This is a genomic window from Gracilibacillus marinus, assembly GCF_042651725.1.
Classification (GTDB): domain Bacteria; phylum Bacillota; class Bacilli; order Bacillales; family Amphibacillaceae; genus Gracilibacillus; species Gracilibacillus marinus.
This window is the reverse complement of the sequence record NZ_JBHSDV010000001.1, coordinates 1135198-1152723: the sequence shown is the minus strand read 5'-3', so window position 1 is coordinate 1152723 and position 17526 is coordinate 1135198. Positions and strand designations below refer to the sequence as shown.

The 17526-nt window shown below is 33.3% G+C and carries 19 protein-coding genes; 3 read left to right on the top strand and 16 right to left on the bottom strand.

Annotated features, from left to right (window positions below; all coding sequences use genetic code 11):
• Nucleotides 1-49 precede the first annotated feature (49 nt).
• The 6 genes from ACFOZ1_RS05205 to ACFOZ1_RS05180 all read right to left on the bottom strand — a co-directional run bounded on the left by ACFOZ1_RS05205 (nucleotide 50) and on the right by ACFOZ1_RS05180 (nucleotide 4679).
• On the bottom strand, nucleotides 50-1762 hold the full coding sequence (locus ACFOZ1_RS05205; RefSeq protein WP_390196691.1) for a DNA-binding protein: 1713 nt from the start codon (nucleotides 1760-1762) through the stop codon (nucleotides 50-52).
• 67 nt (nucleotides 1763-1829) lie between these two features.
• Entirely contained in the window at nucleotides 1830-2504 is a 675-nt protein-coding gene (locus tag ACFOZ1_RS05200; RefSeq protein ID WP_390196689.1) for an ATP-binding cassette domain-containing protein, read from the bottom strand.
• Entirely contained in the window at nucleotides 2497-2862 is a 366-nt protein-coding gene (locus ACFOZ1_RS05195; RefSeq protein WP_390196686.1) for a GntR family transcriptional regulator, read from the bottom strand. The genes ACFOZ1_RS05200 and ACFOZ1_RS05195 overlap by 8 nt, the downstream gene beginning before the upstream one ends.
• Before the next feature lie 2 nt (nucleotides 2863-2864).
• Nucleotides 2865-3596 (bottom strand): LTA synthase family protein, encoded by a 732-nt coding sequence (locus ACFOZ1_RS05190; RefSeq protein ID WP_390196684.1) that lies wholly within the window; start codon nucleotides 3594-3596, stop codon nucleotides 2865-2867.
• Nucleotides 3597-3615: 19 nt separating this feature from the next.
• Nucleotides 3616-4290: a hypothetical protein gene (locus ACFOZ1_RS05185; protein ID WP_390196681.1), complete on the bottom strand. Its 675-nt coding sequence runs from the start codon at nucleotides 4288-4290 to the stop codon at nucleotides 3616-3618.
• Between the two features lie 107 nt (nucleotides 4291-4397).
• Entirely contained in the window at nucleotides 4398-4679 is a 282-nt protein-coding gene (locus ACFOZ1_RS05180) for a DUF2524 family protein (protein WP_390196678.1), read from the bottom strand.
• Between the two features lie 160 nt (nucleotides 4680-4839).
• Between ACFOZ1_RS05180 and mnmM the strand changes: the two genes are divergently transcribed.
• Nucleotides 4840-5406 carry a tRNA 5-(aminomethyl)-2-thiouridylate-methyltransferase MnmM gene (gene mnmM, locus ACFOZ1_RS05175; RefSeq protein ID WP_465253836.1) on the top strand — a complete coding sequence of 189 codons (567 nt, stop codon included), beginning with the start codon at nucleotides 4840-4842 and terminating at the stop codon, nucleotides 5404-5406.
• Between the two features lie 20 nt (nucleotides 5407-5426).
• On the opposite strand, the gene ACFOZ1_RS05170 is transcribed toward mnmM, so the two are convergent.
• The gene (locus tag ACFOZ1_RS05170) at nucleotides 5427-6500 is read right to left on the bottom strand and encodes a tetraprenyl-beta-curcumene synthase family protein (protein ID WP_390196675.1); all 1074 of its coding nucleotides are present in this window, start codon (nucleotides 6498-6500) and stop codon (nucleotides 5427-5429) included.
• A 77-nt stretch (nucleotides 6501-6577) separates the two neighbouring features.
• Between ACFOZ1_RS05170 and ACFOZ1_RS05165 the strand changes: the two genes are divergently transcribed.
• Together ACFOZ1_RS05165 and ACFOZ1_RS05160 are read left to right on the top strand one after the other, a co-directional pair.
• Entirely contained in the window at nucleotides 6578-7111 is a 534-nt protein-coding gene (locus ACFOZ1_RS05165; protein WP_390196673.1) for a gamma carbonic anhydrase, read from the top strand.
• 97 nt (nucleotides 7112-7208) lie between these two features.
• The gene (locus tag ACFOZ1_RS05160; RefSeq protein WP_390196670.1) at nucleotides 7209-8060 is read left to right on the top strand and encodes a C39 family peptidase; all 852 of its coding nucleotides are present in this window, start codon (nucleotides 7209-7211) and stop codon (nucleotides 8058-8060) included.
• Here ACFOZ1_RS05160 and asnB read toward each other — a convergent pair.
• The 9 genes from asnB to ACFOZ1_RS05115 form a co-directional block, all read right to left on the bottom strand.
• On the bottom strand, nucleotides 8055-9959 hold the full coding sequence (gene asnB, locus ACFOZ1_RS05155) for an asparagine synthase (glutamine-hydrolyzing) (protein ID WP_390198064.1): 1905 nt from the start codon (nucleotides 9957-9959) through the stop codon (nucleotides 8055-8057). The genes ACFOZ1_RS05160 and asnB overlap by 6 nt on opposite strands.
• A 167-nt stretch (nucleotides 9960-10126) precedes the next feature.
• Nucleotides 10127-11329, bottom strand: a complete 1203-nt coding sequence (metK, locus tag ACFOZ1_RS05150) for a methionine adenosyltransferase (protein WP_390196668.1) — start codon at nucleotides 11327-11329, stop codon at nucleotides 10127-10129.
• A 355-nt stretch (nucleotides 11330-11684) separates the two neighbouring features.
• A complete protein-coding gene (gene ytkD / locus ACFOZ1_RS05145; RefSeq protein WP_390196665.1) occupies nucleotides 11685-12158 on the bottom strand; it encodes an RNA deprotection pyrophosphohydrolase in 474 nt (157 codons plus the stop codon).
• A gap of 37 nt (nucleotides 12159-12195) precedes the next feature.
• The gene (locus tag ACFOZ1_RS05140) at nucleotides 12196-12780 is read right to left on the bottom strand and encodes a hypothetical protein (RefSeq protein WP_390196662.1); all 585 of its coding nucleotides are present in this window, start codon (nucleotides 12778-12780) and stop codon (nucleotides 12196-12198) included.
• Between the two features lie 146 nt (nucleotides 12781-12926).
• On the bottom strand, nucleotides 12927-13253 hold the full coding sequence (locus ACFOZ1_RS05135) for a hydrolase (RefSeq protein ID WP_390196660.1): 327 nt from the start codon (nucleotides 13251-13253) through the stop codon (nucleotides 12927-12929).
• A gap of 121 nt (nucleotides 13254-13374) precedes the next feature.
• Nucleotides 13375-14211, bottom strand: coding sequence for an ABC transporter ATP-binding protein (locus ACFOZ1_RS05130; RefSeq protein ID WP_390196657.1), 837 nt, complete (start codon nucleotides 14209-14211; stop codon nucleotides 13375-13377).
• 116 nt (nucleotides 14212-14327) lie between these two features.
• Nucleotides 14328-14675, bottom strand: a complete 348-nt coding sequence (locus ACFOZ1_RS05125; RefSeq protein ID WP_390196655.1) for a YolD-like family protein — start codon at nucleotides 14673-14675, stop codon at nucleotides 14328-14330.
• 12 nt (nucleotides 14676-14687) lie between these two features.
• Nucleotides 14688-15920 (bottom strand): DNA polymerase IV, encoded by a 1233-nt coding sequence (locus ACFOZ1_RS05120; protein ID WP_390196653.1) that lies wholly within the window; start codon nucleotides 15918-15920, stop codon nucleotides 14688-14690.
• 165 nt (nucleotides 15921-16085) lie between these two features.
• On the bottom strand, nucleotides 16086-17516 hold the full coding sequence (locus tag ACFOZ1_RS05115) for an o-succinylbenzoate--CoA ligase (protein WP_390196650.1): 1431 nt from the start codon (nucleotides 17514-17516) through the stop codon (nucleotides 16086-16088).
• Nucleotides 17517-17526 lie beyond the last annotated feature (10 nt).

Genomic DNA, 17526 nt, shown 5'->3' with positions numbered 1-17526 from the left:
AAATAAAAGCTACAAACACTAGGTTTCCCCACGTGTTCGTAGCTTTTTTCTACTCTTCAAGTTGTTCTATTTTCATTTCTTCTACTGTTGCTGTGCCATTATCTAATAGGTTCACAGATACATTCACTGTATCTCCTTGTTGAAGGAAGATTGCTAGTGGGTGGTTACTTGCATTTACTGTATATATAGTTACATCATGTTCTAATAAAAATTGTACAACTTGACCTTTCTCTGTGGATGTTACCAATACACGTTCTACAGTACCACTTAATTCTTCTAGATTCGTTTGATCTGTTGCACCAACATTCCCTGGGTTTTGTAATAATGCCATTCGATATGCATCTAGCGTTTGATTAGCTGTTTCTCCAAATACAACAAAATCCGAATCGTCTGCTTTAATATACGCATATTGTTTATGCAATCCATTTGGATCTAATACATTTACTACCCATGTTGGATGTCCATCAATATTGTATAATACAGGCATATATCCTTCCCATCTCTTTTCAGGGAATTCTTTATTGACAATTTGTTTCGCGCCTTCACTGTCCATTATCGCGTTATCCTTAGATCCACGATAATAAGTTAATTCTCCTGTTCTCGCATGAATTAATGTATAGCCAAGTGCTGAGTCAATATTCTCTTTTGGCGAGGTTAAATCTGTAAAATAATACATCTGTCCCTGTTCATCAAATATTGGTGTGACGCTTGACTCTGAGCCAGATTCGTTCGGAATTTTTACATCCCTTTTGCCAAACACGCTATTTAACCAGCCATGAATGTATTTCCCGTAGTATTTATTCTCTAATGACGCTAATTCTGAACTTATCGAACCTTCAATAAAGTCTGGTGCTTCGTCTACCCCATACATCTTCATGTCACTCGTAACTGGGTCAATAACTACGACTTTTACTTTTTCTAAATCCGGCTTATTCGTAATATGCATTGGTTTATAAATTGTTTGAACATACCACGGTTTTCCTTCTTCATCCACTTCAATTTGTGCTTCTCCACTTTGGATATATTGAGGATACTTATTGTAAATGATTCGATCAACATACTTATGGAAATAACTAGAATTTGTATACTCCATTTCACTATCTACAAATTGTGGTTGTGCATTAATATTTGTAGCAGATATCGTAAAATATCCTGCTGTTACTTTTCCACGTAAAAATTTCCAAAAATCAGCAAATTCAACTGGTGCGACATATACAATTTCATCTTCTACCTTTTGAACTTGGAGCTTTCCTAAATCATAAAATTGTGGATTTGGAACAGCACTCATCGCTTTTTGAATTTTATTACGTGCAAACTCTGGTGCAACGACAATCGGTGTCTCATCTTTTGTTAATGGTTTTGCTTGTTCTTGTTCAGATACTGCGATGGATTGATGCGCTTCATCTAAACTAACTACACTCACAATAATAACGACAATCACAGAAAGAAGTGCTACGATTGTGATTGTACTAAACACAATAATAGACTGTTTTTCTACTTGTTTTTCCTTATTAAAATTATATATTAGTAAAGGTAATAGAATCAAACTAACAATAATATTTGCATATAACATATTAGGTACAGTAATTGTTGGCATTAAGAAATAAAATACAATACCTGTGAATACATACCCAAACACAAAGATAAGAATACCTTTTTTCATTAAGTTAGATGCTTTCTCTTTACTAATTGTTGTGATTGCAATAAATCCTATTAGATATAAAATCATCGCAAATGCTGTTGCTACTAATATACCAATCATATTCATCGTCCCCTCTCTACTTTCTTATTTACGATTTAGTCATGGCAAAAGTTTCATTTATACACATTTATTTTTTTTGATATACTTTTTGGAACCATTTTTGTACAGATTGCTCTTCTCTAATGACATCTACATTTTCTTGTGCAATCATACATCCTGCTTTCATAACAATTACTTCGTCCAATATTGTCTCTATTTCAAGTAGCTCATGTGTGGTGATTAATAATGTCTGTGTCTCCATATTTACAAATTGTAACAACCCTTTAATGATTTTATCTTTTACAAGCGGATCTAACCCAGCCAACGGTTCATCAAGAAGCAATAGCGGTGCATTTCTAGCAATTGTAGCGGCTATCTTTACTCTTCCTACTTGACCTTTTGATAAATAGTTTATTTTTTCATTACGTTTTAACTCAAAAAAATCTATTAATTGTTCTGCTTTTTTTCGATCAAAATCTCCGAATTGTGATTGATAATAATCCATTAATTGTTCAATTGTAAAGTAATTATAGAAATACTCCTGATCAGGACTATATGCAATGCTTTCACTTCGATCATTCGGTAAATTTATTGTACCTTTATCCTGTTTGAACACACCTGCTAGCACTTGTAAGAATGTTGTTTTTCCACTCCCATTCTCGCCAATAATACCAATTACTTTGCCTCTATCAATTGTACAAGTACAATCTTTTAATATCGATTTAAACATTCTGGTTTTTGTAATATTTCTAATTTCAATCATGATCCTCACCGCCCTTTAATGTTTGAACTATTTCTTCTTTACTAAATCCTAATGCATGCATATCTATGATAAATTTCTCAATATATTGTTGTTTTAGTTGCTCGCGTAATGCGATTACTTTCTCTGTATCATCCGTCACAAACGTTCCTTGTCCTCTTTTCGTAATCGTTATTTCTTTATGTTCTAATTCACGATACACACGTTGAATGGTATTTGGATTTACTTCTAATTGAAAGGCTAACTCTCTCACAGAAGGTAGTTTTTCTCCTTCTTTACGTATGCCACGTGCAATTTCTTGAATTAACATATCAACAACTTGCAAATAGATTGGTTTCTCACGATCAAATTGTGGAGGCATGATTACACCTCCACTTTTTTGATAAAGAGCTGTAAACTAAGCCAATAGAAGAAATATAAGATAGCTCCAGTGAAGATTATCATGCTCATAGATAAATAGCCGTCTGTTATAAATAATTGGAAGGGCATTTGTTCTGTTTGGATCTCGATAGTCCAAAAATTTAGAATGATAGGTATTTCGAATAGTCGTTGGAAAAATTCAAAAAATACTACAAATGTAATGACCATGACAATGACACTAAGTAAAAATCCTACTTTGTTTCGTATCCATTGATAAATCACCCAAGCTATAAATATAGCTACTGTTGCAATCATTTGTATAATAAGCATATAGAAAAATAGATACCAAATAATTTTCATCAGTGCTGCTAAGGTACTATCAGAGAAATCTAACATTATGGACACGATACTTAGTAGACTTAACCAAATAAAAAAGAGTAAATAAAGAAGAAATGCATGTAACCATTTCATTTGAATTTGTTTTTTTATATTACCTTTTTGAAACAAAAATAACGTCATTTGATGCTTCTCCATATTAAGACTGAATAACATTGTGCATGGGATAATCATTAACCCCATGATAGACTGACCTATCATATATTCCGTGCTTAAAAAAATGGTATGTTCATTACTCAATGTAATAATAGAAAGTACCCCATAAATAACTAATAAGAAAATATGAAAACCGCGCATCATCATTATCTCTTTTAGCCACAATCCTTTACTTCTACTCAATGGTGTTCCTCCTATTCCGCTATTTTTTTAGTATTTGTATGGAAAATATATAGAAAAGGCCTATAAGTATAATAAGCCCGATGATATAACTAATGGAAATCGTATCTGTTTGTATAATAACTCCTTCACTATCTCGATGAACTTGTAGAATGACTACCCATAATTCTCTAACATACTGCACAAAAGTTAAAAAAGTTTCCCGAAAAATAAATAGAATACATACGCTTAAAAGTATCACGATTGAACTGACGAACGAAGAAAATTTATCTTTTAATACTTGATAAATGCTCCAGCCAAACAATACGAGTACAGTGAAGAGAATTGCATATAACATCACTTTAATCATTATCGTAAAATCAGTCACAGAAATATCCAACAAAATGGTCAGAATAAGCAATAGAGTGGTATACATTACACTTACACTAATACTTAGCCATACTTTTATATGTACTTTCACTGGTATCGTTCGTTTGTGATAGGTAAATAAAGAATGTTCCAATGTTTCTTTATACAAGCTTAACAGTAAAACCACTGGCATTATTACAATATTTAAACTTAATAAATTATTGTACACATATTCCGTCATCGTTATCTCTCTAAAATAAAACACCAGTATCATGCTACACATCATACCGAAAATGAGTATGTAATTTTTCTTCATCATTAGCATTTCTCTCTTTAGTAAACCAAACATAATTCTCCCTCCTTTGTATTATTGTATTAATCAAATAGTACACTAATACAAATGAAAAATCAATCTAATTTTAATTCATTAAAAAAAGCCGCCATTCGGCAGCTTTCTTAATGATATCTCGTCACATCCACTTGATCTAATATCATATCATTTAGTCTATTTTGAACAGCTAGTTGAAATCTGTGTAACTGTTCCTTTTGTTGTGCATTTGCACTTTTCATTACTCTATCAATACTTTGAGATAATTTTTCCAATTCTAACTGAGCATTCCAATAATCTTCATTCATCATAAAACCACTTCTATTCGATTGTTCTAATTGTTCTTCTGCTTGTTGGACAATATGCTGTCCTTCGATCAATAAATTTTCAATGGAGTCTCTTGTTGTCATCATGATCACCTCATGTATAGTGTGGACTATCCATTGAAATTCATACACAAATAAAACATTCTTTGCTACAATACAATAGGTATGTTAACTATTTTAAATTATATTTTATCGCAACTTATATCATAGTATACGAATTCAAAATAAAGGGAGTGTATATTTTTTGCAATCGATTATACAATATTCGCATCAATTATTAGCAGAAATCATTCAACAAGGAGATATCGTCATTGATGCCACATGTGGTAATGGGCATGATACGGTTTTTCTTAGTAAAAAAGTCAAAGAATCAGGTAAAGTGTACGCTTTCGATATCCAAGAACAAGCAATCAAAAATACAAAAAAGAAGTTAGATGATGCTTCCATCACTAATGTTTCTTTAATACATGACGGCCACGAACATGTAAAAGCGTATATTTCTGAACACTCTATTGCTGGTGCAATATTTAATTTAGGTTATTTACCCAAAGGCGATCATCATATTATTACAACACCATCTAGTACATTAGCTGCTATCGAGTCGATTCTTCCTTTATTAAAAGTTCGCGGTCGTTTAGTTTTAGTGATTTATCATGGACATGAAGGTGGAAAAGATGAGAAGAACGCCGTTATCGATTATTGTGCACAACTAAATCAAAAATATTTTCAAGTGTTGCAATATCAATTCATTAACCAAGTCAATGAGCCACCATTTATTATAGCAATTGAAAAAGTCAACAAGCTCGAATAGACGCGCTTGTTGACTTTTAATTAGTATCTGCCTGATAGTCGATTATATAATTTAATATTCCAATGAAAGAACTGTGATTTTCTTCCACTAGCACGTAATAATCGCTTACTTATTTTTACCGCTTGTTCCATTTTTCCCACTTTAGGATCTGCTAAGTATAAACCGACCAAGCCATGTTGTACCATTTCGTGAAAAGGCCTATCAGGTAATTCTTGTATATGTTCATTTGTTTTATTCACAAAATAAGTCAATCGTTCTTCTAATTCTCGTTCATCTTTGTAATAATTACAAAAGTTCAAATCCCCTCCAAGCCTGTCTTCCTCTTGATCAATAAAATAATCAAGCATAATATGTAGTCCTTGCATATATGGGAAGTAACTTGTATGTATTTTTTTTGCTAAATTTTCTGTAATTTCATGCTGTAATCCATAAGAAATCAGATAAAATATCCCCAATGTGGAGCCAGTACATGCAGAAAATTCATACCAACTTAACATTGGCCACTTTTCTTTATATGTATAAAACCAATTCTCTAATCGCGGTATTCTTTCATCATGACAGACATGTTTATGTACTTGTAAATCACTATACAATTCTTCCAGTTCTAATAAAAACGGCTGAATTACATTGAAATGACGGACTTGCTTCACAATTTTTTGACATGTTCTTACTAAATCTTTTAAGTAATCATCATCATCTTGGTCTTCTCTTAATGCATAATAATTTGGAATAGGTGCATCTTCTATGAAGCAATCTCGCATCGATTGATGGAGTAAACGAAAATCATCTGGATCTAATGACGTACTTCTATCACATAAATTATCTAAATAGTCACTTATTGTTTGATATGCAACAATAAATGTGATTGCTTCTTTCCAATATGGACCTGCTAGTACACTATATACACTGCCACCTTGACAGTGAAATTTCTTATCTTGAATGCTTGCTAACGCTTGTGTTCGTAATTCTTTATTTGGTATCTTATTAGCACGGTTTGTCCAATACGCTAATTCTTTGTTTACTTGTGGAAATATTTTTTGATATACCTGTTTCATCAAAATAGGTGCTTTTGTTGGGACTCTTTTTACCAACATTATTCCCTCACTTTTATCATATTCTTTCCTTCCATATTATGATAACATATTATTAATCATTTCGCAGGAGGTAGCTTATGATTTTAGAGTATAATGAAAAAATACCATTTATTGATCAAACTGCATTTATTGCACCAGATGCTGTCATTACAGGGGATGTGACGATAGGTGCTTATACATCTGTATGGTTTAAAACGGTGATACGTGGCGATGTGGCTCCAGTTCGAATTGGAGCATACAGTAATATACAAGACCTTTCTTTGCTACACCAAAGTCCTGAACATCCATTAATTATTGAGGACTATGTAACGATTGGACATCAAGTTACATTGCATTCTTCTATTATTCGTCAACATGCGTTGATTGGAATGGGTTCCATCATTTTAGACGGCGCTGAAATTGGAGAAGGAGCTTTTATTGGAGCTGGTAGCCTTATACCAAAAGGAAAAGTAATTCCAGCCAATTCTCTTGCTTTCGGAAGACCGGCTAAAGTAATTCGAAAATTAACCGATATAGATACTAACGAGATGATGCGGATTCAAAAAGAATATGTAGAAAAAGGTATTCATTACAAAAAACAACTCGCTCGTCTTAATCAAAATAATATATAGCTTTTTTCAAAATAATTGCTTTGTATGGATTGACTAACTAGTGTTTCTGTCACCATATTTCAAAGCAATTCGCTTTATATATGTATGGAGGAAAATCATGTACATTTCTCTTTTTATTGCATCTACTATTATGTTTGCTTTTTTACTTTTTTATTATCACAAAGCAACCAAAAAAATATTACAATACATGTCGATTATTTATCTTTTTTTATTTGGTATGACAAGTGTTGGGCTAGGCAGTTATTTTATTTATTCCATCGATTTTACATGGGTATATGCTGCAGATACACATTCCTATACCTCCACCAGACAGTCAACCACATCAAGAATTGTAACTACAAAGGTGCCGAGAGCTATGCAACTTACTGCGCCAATTGTAAAACAATTCCCAGAATTGCCACGTGGTTGTGAGGTTACTTCTCTTTCCATGCTATTACAGTACCATGGAGTCGACACAAATAAAATGACCTTAGCAAACGAAATAAAAAAAAATTCCACACCATATGAACTGATTGATGGCAAAGTACACTTTGGGGATCCAAACAAGGGATTTGTTGGAAATATGTATACATTTGATGAGCCGGGATTAGGTGTATACCACAAACCTATTTTTGAATTAGCTTCAGACTATGTTGGAGATGCCGCAAAAGATTTAACTGGAGAATCGTTTGATACAATCATTCATTATGTTGCAAATAAACAACCTGTATTGCTTATCACGAACATTACGTATGAACCATTAAAAGAAAGTCAATTTCGTACTTGGTATACAGAAAGTGGCCCAATGAATATTACGATGAAACTTCATGCAGTACTTGTTACCGGATATGATCAAGCATCTATTTATTTTAATGATCCATATGATGGAAAACAAAAAAAAGCTCCCAAAGATGCCTTTATTAAAGCATGGGAGCAAATGGGAAAGCAGGCAGTCTCCATTCAATTATAGGGAGGCAAGCTTGCTTTCTGTTTTATCTTCATTTTTTAAATCTTCTATATTATATTTACCTTCCATATAAATTTGGTGCCAAATCATAAACATAAACACAGTCCAAAGCTTACGGCTATTGTCTGCTTTGTCTTGACAATGATCTTCAAGCAATTGACTAATTACTTGTTTGTTTAGTAAATGATCTGTAGCACTTTCCTTTATTAATTGTTTAGCCCAACCATTCAGTTCATTTTTTAGCCAGTGTCGAATTGGTACAGGGAAACCTAATTTTTTGCGATCAAGAATATGATCTGGGACAATTCCTCTTGAAGCAAGTCGTAAAATATGTTTCGTTGTTCCTTCAGCAATTTTCATATTTACTGGTATTTCACTTGCTACACGAAAAACTTCTTTATCTAAAAATGGTACTCTTAATTCTAAGGAATGTGCCATTGTCATTTTGTCTGCTTTTAGTAGAATATCTCCACGTAACCATGTATGAATATCTACATATTGCATTTGATTGACTAAATGGTCGTTCTTTACATTATTATAAATGTTCTTCGTAATATCTCTATAACTTAGTTGGTTATCATAATGTTTTAAAAGCCCTTGCTTGTCTATTTCTTCGAATATTTTTGCATTTCCAATATATCGTTCATGTAACGGGGTTGTCCCTCTTTCCAAGAAGCTCTTTCCTTTTACACCTTCAGGTAAAATCTGCGCTACTTTTGCTAACAAATCTTTTGCAGGTGTTGGGATAGATTGAAACATCTTAAGTGATTCTGGTTCACGATAAATATTGTATCCACCAAATAATTCATCAGATCCTTCACCTGATAATACAACTGTCACATGCTTCTTCGCTTCTCTTGCTACAAAGTATAAAGGTACACAAGCAGGATCTGCTAATGGATCATCTAGGTGATAAATAATTTTCGGTAGTTTTTGTACATATTCTTCTGGCGATATCATATAAGAATAATTAGCCACACCTAATTTATCCGCTGTTTCTTTTGCAACATCTACTTCTGAATAGCCTTCTTGTTCAAATCCTACAGAGAAAGTTTTAATTTCTGGATGGAAATCTTTTGCGATTGCTACAATTAAAGATGAATCGATTCCACCTGAAAGGAATGATCCTACAGGTACGTCACTACGCATATGAACATTCACAGAATCGTACATAACATCTTGAATTTTTTTAATTAATGACTGTTTTTCTTGATTCACTGGTGCAAAAGTTGCATGGAAGTAACGATGAAAAGTTAGTTCATTATTCGGCTTTTTGATGAAATAATGTCCTGGCTCTACTTTTTGAATCTGTTGATTCATTGTCATTGGTTCAGGCACATATTGAAAACTTAAATAATGTTGCAATGCTTGATAGTCTACCTGTTCTCCCATGTCAGATATAATACTTTTCTTCTCAGAACCAAAATAAATACCCTCTTCTGCTTCTTTATAAAAAAGTGGTTTAATACCAAATGGATCACGTGCACCGTATAATGTTTCATTTGATTTGTCCCAAATTAAGATAGAAAACATTCCTCTTAATTGACGAAATGCTTCGACACCATATTCTTGAAACATTGCAATAATTACTTCTGTATCAGAATCTGTTGTAAATAGGTAACCTTTCTCTACCAATTCTTTTTTTAGTTCTATATAATTATATACTTCACCATTAAATACCATCCAAAATTTTTCATCATTATATGTAAATGGTTGATGTCCACTCTCAATATCAATAATACTTAATCGTCTAAATCCAAATAATACTTGTTCATCTTCGTAATACCCTTCATCATCTGGACCTCTATGATAAATTGCATGATTACGTTGTTCAAATTGATGTCTTTCTTGTTGTTCCCACATTTTATTTTCGGACTTTAATATCCCGACAAATCCACACATAATTAAAAATCCTTTCTCCATCTATTTCTATATATAATATATGTTCGAATACCTGTGTTTTTTTAAGACGTATTCTCCACTTACTTAACGCACAAAAGTACGAGAAAAAGCCAAGTACACATCGGCACTTGACCTTAGTATCTCAATTATTTAATTTTATATGTTCTTTATCTTTTTGACAAGTAAGATACTAAATCTTCTACTTTATTTGTTTGTTCCCATGGGAATTCTATATCTGTACGTCCAAAGTGTCCATAAGCAGCTGTATTACGGTAAATTGGTCTTCTTAAATCTAGCATTTTGATAATCCCTGCAGGGCGTAAATCAAAATGATTACGTACAGCTTCTACTAGCTCTTCTTCTGTATACTTTCCAGTTCCAAACGTATTAATAGAAATAGACACTGGTTGTGCGACACCAATCGCATATGCTAATTGGACTTCACAAGCATCTGCTAATTTCGCTGCAACAATATTTTTTGCAACATAACGTGCTGCATATGCACCAGATCTATCTACTTTTGTTGCATCTTTCCCACTGAATGCTCCACCACCATGACGTGCATAGCCGCCATATGTATCTACAATAATCTTACGTCCTGTTAGCCCTGCATCCCCTTGAGGACCTCCAATAACAAATCGTCCTGTTGGATTAATGAAATATTTTGTATCCTCATCCAATAATGCTTCTGGAACTACTGGCTTAATTACAAATTCTTTAATGTCTCGTTGAATTTGTTCTAATGTGATATCTTGATGGTGTTGTGTGGAGATAACAATTGTATCTACACGAACAGGTTTGTCATTTTCATCATATTCAATCGTAACTTGTGTTTTACCATCAGGTCGTAAATAATCTAATGTTTTATCTTTTCTTACATCTGTTAATCTTTTTGCTAATTTATGTGCTAAGCTAATCGGTAATGGCATTAATTCCTTTGTTTCATTATTCGCATAACCAAACATTAACCCTTGATCCCCTGCACCAATTGCTTCAATCTGATCATCAGTCATTGTACCTTCTCTTGCTTCTAATGCCTGATTTACTCCTTCGGCAATATCTTGAGATTGTTCATCAATTGCTGTAAGCACACCACATGTCTCTGCATCAAAACCATATTTTGCTCGTGTATATCCGATTTCTTTAATTGTGTTTCGAACAATTTTAGGTATATCCACATAAGTATTTGTTGTAATCTCACCTGATACTAACACTAATCCCGTTGTTACAGTTGTTTCACATGCTACCCTTGCATTTGGGTCATTCTTTACAATTTCATCTAAAATCGCATCAGAAATTTGATCACATATTTTATCTGGATGTCCTTCTGTTACAGATTCAGATGTAAATAAACGTCTGTTTTTTACCATCTTTGTTACTTCCTCCTTAAAAACTATCCATGAAACTTTCAATTAGACATATAGCGTCATGAACTTACATTTTCCATCTATCTTCACTATACATTTTTTTGTTTAAAAATGCACGGATATCATTCAGGTTAATCCGATAATATTAGTTGGTTATTCAACCGCATCTATTTTTCATATTATTTCTACTAGCATTTGTAAACACTATACCCTAATTCTAGTCTATATCGTACCTTAAAGCGCCATATAAAGTCAATTACTATTTTTTGAAAAATGACATATTTCTCTTGCTTCTATGTATGATTAAAAAAGGATATTTATACAGCAAATAAAGAGTAGCTAATTTTTGTAGATAAAATTAGCTACTCAATCTTTCCTTAATATATGCTAGACTGTATGTTAAAACATCATCTTTCATAATAAAACTAAATGTTTCATTGTGCTTAATATTTGTTGGTATTTCTTCTAATAGGACTGGTCCTGCTGTTTCAAAATAACTTGTTTGTTCTGTGAGCTCTTTTATTGTTGCAAAATAGATATTTTTTACAATCGATTGGTACCTACTTTCTACACAATATTGCCCAATATAATATAATTGATCTACTTTTGCTCCTGTTTCTTCATTTACCTCACGTAGTGCAGCATCATCTGCTGTCTCATTCTTCTCTACTTTTCCTCCAGGAAACTCTAATCCTCTGCTTAGATGTTTCGTTAATAACCACTTTCCCTTATATCGACAAATTACCCACACATGCTTTGGTGAAGAATCAAATGGATGATCTTCAAACGACAAATTTACTTTATTGTTATAATAATCATTAAAAGTTTTCATAATAAATATTGTACCTTGCTTCTTTCTTTTTTGCTAATCATTCGTAGCTAATCTTCGCAATTTTCCATTCCTGGTTTACTTTTTCAAAATTCACTTTTATTGTGTACTCACCGTGTAAATCAGAAACATTTGCTTGTGTAATCATTACTTCTTGCTCACTTATATCTTCTCTTTCGTATTTGTTTGTTGATACAAACCATGCAGGCGTCTCTGTTGGTACTACATATAATTTATCCGCTTCTTCTATATAATAAAAATCAACAAATGGTTGTACTACATCCCTTTTTGCAATGGCATCAAATGCTTTTAATAATTCCTCTTTTGAATTGTAGTGCAATACTTGATTATTTTCATGAATATCTTGCACTAACGTATCCATGAAATCATCCATTAATGTCGCAATTTTCTTCTCTGTTAATGGTGTTTCTACTTGTTCTTTCGTATCATTATTTTCCTTTTCAAAACGTTTCGACGCATACTCATAATTCGTATACACCACTTTTTTTGTTCCATTGATTGTTTTTCCTTCTAGTATCATATCTGTATTCACTAATTGATTAAAAATAATGATTCCCATTCCCAAAAATACAGTTAGTGTGATTGTTGTTATGATTTTTTTCATTGTGTTTTCCCCCTCACCCTATCTCTTTCATTAATTATTTAACCTATCTTCAACTTTTTAAACATCTTTATATATATATATTGACGATATTTCATGCAAAAAAGTTTCTTGATATAGATAATGCAAGCTTTTTCTTAAGCATTTGTTTACTTCTCTTCTAAATAATCTTCTCCGATTTTTTCCCGCTTCATCCCTGCTTTTGTTTCTTCTGTACCTAGCTTATAAATCATTTGATAGGCACCGCTTAATCCTTCATCATATGCATCATTTTCTGGATCATTATGATATGGAACAAATGGTATATGTGCACGTATATATGTGCTAAACTCAGCACTTCTCACTTCATTGAACTTTTCGCGTAATAAAAACACTTCTTCATCTGTTGCTTCAATCGTAAATTGTGTATTTGTACCATATGGGATTTGTGAAATTTCTTGTGTGGCTATATTGACATAGTATGTTTTTTTCGTCATTTTTTTCACCTCTAGTATGTATGTTATGTAACTAATTAGAAAAACATACGAAAGAAGGTGTAAAATAAAAAAAGAGAAATGCATTGGATTTTTTTCAATGGATTTCTCTTTTTTTCTATATTTATACTGTTTGCATTTGTTGTTTTGCTTCTTCCACTGCTTGCTTGATGAGACAGCGTCCTCTTCCATGTGGAATACACATTGGTGTACCAAACATTGGATCATACATCACATCACACTTCATACGGAAGACTTCATGTACTAAACCACCACTTATTATTTCTTCTGGTTTTCCTTGGGCATATACTTTTTTATCTTTTATCGCAACAATATGGTGTGCATAGCGACATGCTAAGTTTAAGTCGTGTAACACCATGACAATAGTGCTTTTTCTTTTTTCATTTAATTCAAATAATAAATCTAATATTTCTATTTGATGTGTCATATCTAAATACGTTGTCGGTTCATCTAACAAAATAGTATCTGTACCTTGTGCTAATGTCATTGCAATCCATGCTCTTTGGCGTTGTCCACCAGATAAAGAATCCACTGCACGATCTTTAAGGAATAACATATTCGTAGCTTCTAATGCTTCTGTTACTGCTTGCTCATCTTCATTTGACCATCTTCTAAACATTGTCTTATATGGGTGTCTACCTTGTCTTACTAATTCTTCTACTGTCAATCCCTCTGGACTTGTTGGACTTTGTGGTAAAATAGCTAATTGTTTTGCTACATCTTTTGTAGGTACTTTTGCAATATCTTCTCCATTTAAGATGACATTTCCTTGCTTTGGTTTCAATAGACGCGCAAGTGATCGCAATAGTGTAGATTTCCCACAACCATTTCCACCAATAAATACCGTTATTTCACCTTTTGGAATTTTTATATCAAGTGCATCTATAATTACTTCTTCCCCATATCCGAGCGTCAAGTCTTTTGCTATCAATGTTTCCATTTAGACATCTCCCTTGCTGACATCATTCATAAACGTCTGTTGGTCTTCTGTCCTATCGAACGAATTCATGTCTTTAGTGTATTTGTTTTCATAGCAAAAGTCAATGATAATGTTTATCAATTAGTGATTGAGAGATGAACAATGTCTTGTACATTAATTCGGATGATGCCTTCCTGACAAATTAACTGTAATTCATGTGTAAACATGTCTATTTTTTTTATTTTCCCTATTTTCATGTCCTCTCTGTATGGATGGAACAGACGAACTGCTACTGGAAAGTCATATTCTAGAGCTTCTTGAATTACTAGTGAAAATTCTTCTAACTGCTGCTCATCTACAATTGGTTTCTTTTTTTTATTCAATTGTTGCTGATGTTTCACTAATACTTCTTTATGTTCTGGCAACATCATACGACTTGATTCCCATAATATATTTGATCCTAAAGTTAACTTGGAATGTTTCATCCTATTGACCTCCTATTTATAATGTCCTCCAATTTTCTCCGCTCTAGCAAATGCCTGCCCATCTTTCGTCAAAGAAGACGCTCGTAAAATAGATGTACGCCCATATTTCGCTCGGATTGTATCAATTACTTCATTTAATTTCTCATCTTTTATTGTATTATCAAATAGGTTTAATTGATGACTTGTAGATGATTGTAATCGAGATAATGCAATACTTGCACTTCTAATTGGTTCTTTATCCCAATACAAAACAAATAATCGATACGCAGCCTCAAAAATATCCATCCCATTATTTGTAGGAGAAGTCAATTTTATTTGACGATAAAACCCTGTCCGCACATTAAAATCGACTCCTCTCACTCCGACGGATACTGTCATACCACGATATCCCTTTCTTCTAGCGCGATAAGCTACTTCTTCACTTAATTCTAATAAAATCACTTTGATTGCTTCTTCTGTTTCGTAATTGTAGGGTAATGTCATTTGATGTCCAATTGCTTTTTGTTGATTATGTGTTTTGGGAGTTACTGGTGAGGTATCTATCCCATTAGCGATTTGCCATAATACGACGCCATTAATTCCCCAACGTTTTTTTAATGTATTTACAGCAGATGTCGCAATATCACCAATTGTCTGCATTCCCATTCTCTCCAAATGTTGTCGCATTTTGCTACCAACTCCAAACATTGACCCATGTGGGAGTGGCCACATCACTTGACGCATATTACTTTCATCTAATTGAAAAATACCTTCTTCGTTCTTTTTAGCAAAGTTATCACAAGCTATTTTAGCTAATACTTTATTTGGACCAATACCAACTCGACAATATACACCTGTAGCATCCATGATGGCTTCTTGAATATTTCGTGCTATTTGATGTGGTTCGCCAAATAAACGTTGACTATGTGTTACATCTAAAAATTGTTCATCAATCGAATATGGTTCGACTAAGTCAGTAAATTGTTCAAAAATTGTTGTAATGCGATACGAAATATCAATATATCGTTGCATTCTCGGTTGTACAACAATAAGATTCGGACATTTTGCTTGAGCGGACCATAATGGTTCTGCTGTTTTTACCCCCTTTTGTTTGGCTAATGGACATGCTGCTAAAATAATGCCACTTCTGCGCTCAGGGTCACCTGCAACAACAACAGGCTTCCCTTGCAATGAAGGTTGATCAGCCTTTTCTACAGATACATAAAATGATTGCATATCAACTAAAAAAATAACCCTCTTCATCATTACACTTCCTTATAAGAAAAACGTAAGCGTCCTCCCTGTGAAATCAAAAAGTATTTCCATATTAGATGTATTCTTATCTCGATAAAAAAGAACATACATTCGTACACTTATTGTATACGAATGTATGTTCTTTTATCAATGGTAATTACTACAATACGCTATTTTTTATGGTAAACGTTCCATTAATTTATGACGTTGCAATTTATTTGTTGCATTTCTCGGTAATGTATCTGTAAAAAAAATATGTTTAGGAATTTTGAATTTAGCCAAACGTTGATGACAAAATTGAAGCAGCTCTTCTTCTTTTACATGTGTGGAAGTGACAATAAAAGCGACCGGAACTTTTCCCCACTGTGCATCATCCACTCCAACAACACCCGCTTCTTCTACACCTGGAATGGCCAAAAGAATATTTTCAATTTCTGCAGGATAAATATTTTCACCACCTGAAATGATTAAATCACTTCGACGATCCACTACATAAAGAAAACCTTCCTCATCGATATAACCTAAATCTCCTGTTCGAAACCATCCATCCATCTGTGCGCGCTCTGTTGCTTCAGGTTGTTTATAATAACCTTTGGATACCATTGGCCCTTTTACCAAAATCTCTCCGACTTCTTTTGGCCTTTGTGCATTTACACGCACCTCAGCAGAAAATAATGCTTTCCCAGCTGAGCCTAATTTGCGTATAGCATCCGCATGATTTAGTGTGACAATTTGAGAGGATGTTTCTGTCATTCCATATGTTTGAATGATTGGTACATGATAATTTGCTGCTTTATCTAATAAAGCTTTTGGAGCAGGTCCACCACCTAACAACATACACCTGAATGTGGATGGATAGGTCTCATTAGTTATTTTATTTAACAACCGACTACAAGTAACGGCAACAACAGAAACAATCGATACATTTCTCTCCATAATAGCTTGATGAACGATTGTTTCATCAAATTTCTCTACAAGTAAAATAGGCATACCATAAATCATACTTTTTATTACTGTCGACAATCCACCAATATGAAAAATCGGCAAGCAAACTAACCATTTATCTGTTGAACTAATCCCCAAATTAAGCGCAGAAGCAATAGCACTTGCCCAATGATTATCATACGTATGCATCACAGCCTTTGCTTTTCCAGTTGTACCAGAAGTAAACATCATAGAACAAATATCATCTAATGCTATCGTTTCATCTAGTCGGATATTCGTTTCTTTTAATTGTTTAATTGTAGAAAAAGCATAACACGGAACAGGTAATGTCAATGTAAGTGCCTCACATGTATCCGAATATAGGACACTGTCTATATCTGCGCTCGCACATTGTATGGCTAATTCCTCTTGTGTAAGTCGTGCATTCAGAAAAACAACAGGCTTATGTAAATATGTACAAGCAAAAAATGCAACAATCATCTCAATAGAATTGGTGGACAGTATACCAATATGCTTGTTCGTTTTACTTGTAGTGTAAAGTTTCTTTGCAAAAACGATGGACGCATCATATAAATCAGCAAACGTCCATGTTCCATTGTCTATTGTTTCCACAGCTATAGCATTTGGTGACAAGGATGCGCGTTTTGTAAGCCAATGTTCCATTATAAATCTC

Bases quoted from the DNA above. Each gene is read 5' to 3' on its own strand.
- metK (WP_390196668.1), bottom strand. From the start codon at position 11,329: ATGGTAAAAAACAGACGTTTATTTACATCTGAATCTGTAACAGAAGGA.
- asnB (WP_390198064.1), bottom strand. From the start codon at position 9,959: ATGTGTGGATTTGTCGGGATATTAAAGTCCGAAAATAAAATGTGGGAA.
- ACFOZ1_RS05180 (WP_390196678.1), bottom strand. From the start codon at position 4,679: ATGACAACAAGAGACTCCATTGAAAATTTATTGATCGAAGGACAGCAT.
- ACFOZ1_RS05200 (WP_390196689.1), bottom strand. From the start codon at position 2,504: ATGATTGAAATTAGAAATATTACAAAAACCAGAATGTTTAAATCGATA.
- ACFOZ1_RS05130 (WP_390196657.1), bottom strand. From the start codon at position 14,211: ATGGAAACATTGATAGCAAAAGACTTGACGCTCGGATATGGGGAAGAA.
- ACFOZ1_RS05140 (WP_390196662.1), bottom strand. From the start codon at position 12,780: ATGAAAAAAATCATAACAACAATCACACTAACTGTATTTTTGGGAATG.
- ACFOZ1_RS05185 (WP_390196681.1), bottom strand. From the start codon at position 4,290: ATGTTTGGTTTACTAAAGAGAGAAATGCTAATGATGAAGAAAAATTAC.
- ACFOZ1_RS05120 (WP_390196653.1), bottom strand. From the start codon at position 15,920: ATGATGAAGAGGGTTATTTTTTTAGTTGATATGCAATCATTTTATGTA.
- ACFOZ1_RS05165 (WP_390196673.1), top strand. From the start codon at position 6,578: ATGATTTTAGAGTATAATGAAAAAATACCATTTATTGATCAAACTGCA.
- ACFOZ1_RS05115 (WP_390196650.1), bottom strand. From the start codon at position 17,516: ATGGAACATTGGCTTACAAAACGCGCATCCTTGTCACCAAATGCTATA.
- ACFOZ1_RS05160 (WP_390196670.1), top strand. From the start codon at position 7,209: ATGTACATTTCTCTTTTTATTGCATCTACTATTATGTTTGCTTTTTTA.
- ACFOZ1_RS05170 (WP_390196675.1), bottom strand. From the start codon at position 6,500: ATGTTGGTAAAAAGAGTCCCAACAAAAGCACCTATTTTGATGAAACAG.
- ACFOZ1_RS05125 (WP_390196655.1), bottom strand. From the start codon at position 14,675: ATGAAACATTCCAAGTTAACTTTAGGATCAAATATATTATGGGAATCA.
- ACFOZ1_RS05135 (WP_390196660.1), bottom strand. From the start codon at position 13,253: ATGACGAAAAAAACATACTATGTCAATATAGCCACACAAGAAATTTCA.
- ACFOZ1_RS05205 (WP_390196691.1), bottom strand. From the start codon at position 1,762: ATGATTGGTATATTAGTAGCAACAGCATTTGCGATGATTTTATATCTA.
- ytkD (WP_390196665.1), bottom strand. From the start codon at position 12,158: ATGAAAACTTTTAATGATTATTATAACAATAAAGTAAATTTGTCGTTT.
- ACFOZ1_RS05195 (WP_390196686.1), bottom strand. From the start codon at position 2,862: ATGCCTCCACAATTTGATCGTGAGAAACCAATCTATTTGCAAGTTGTT.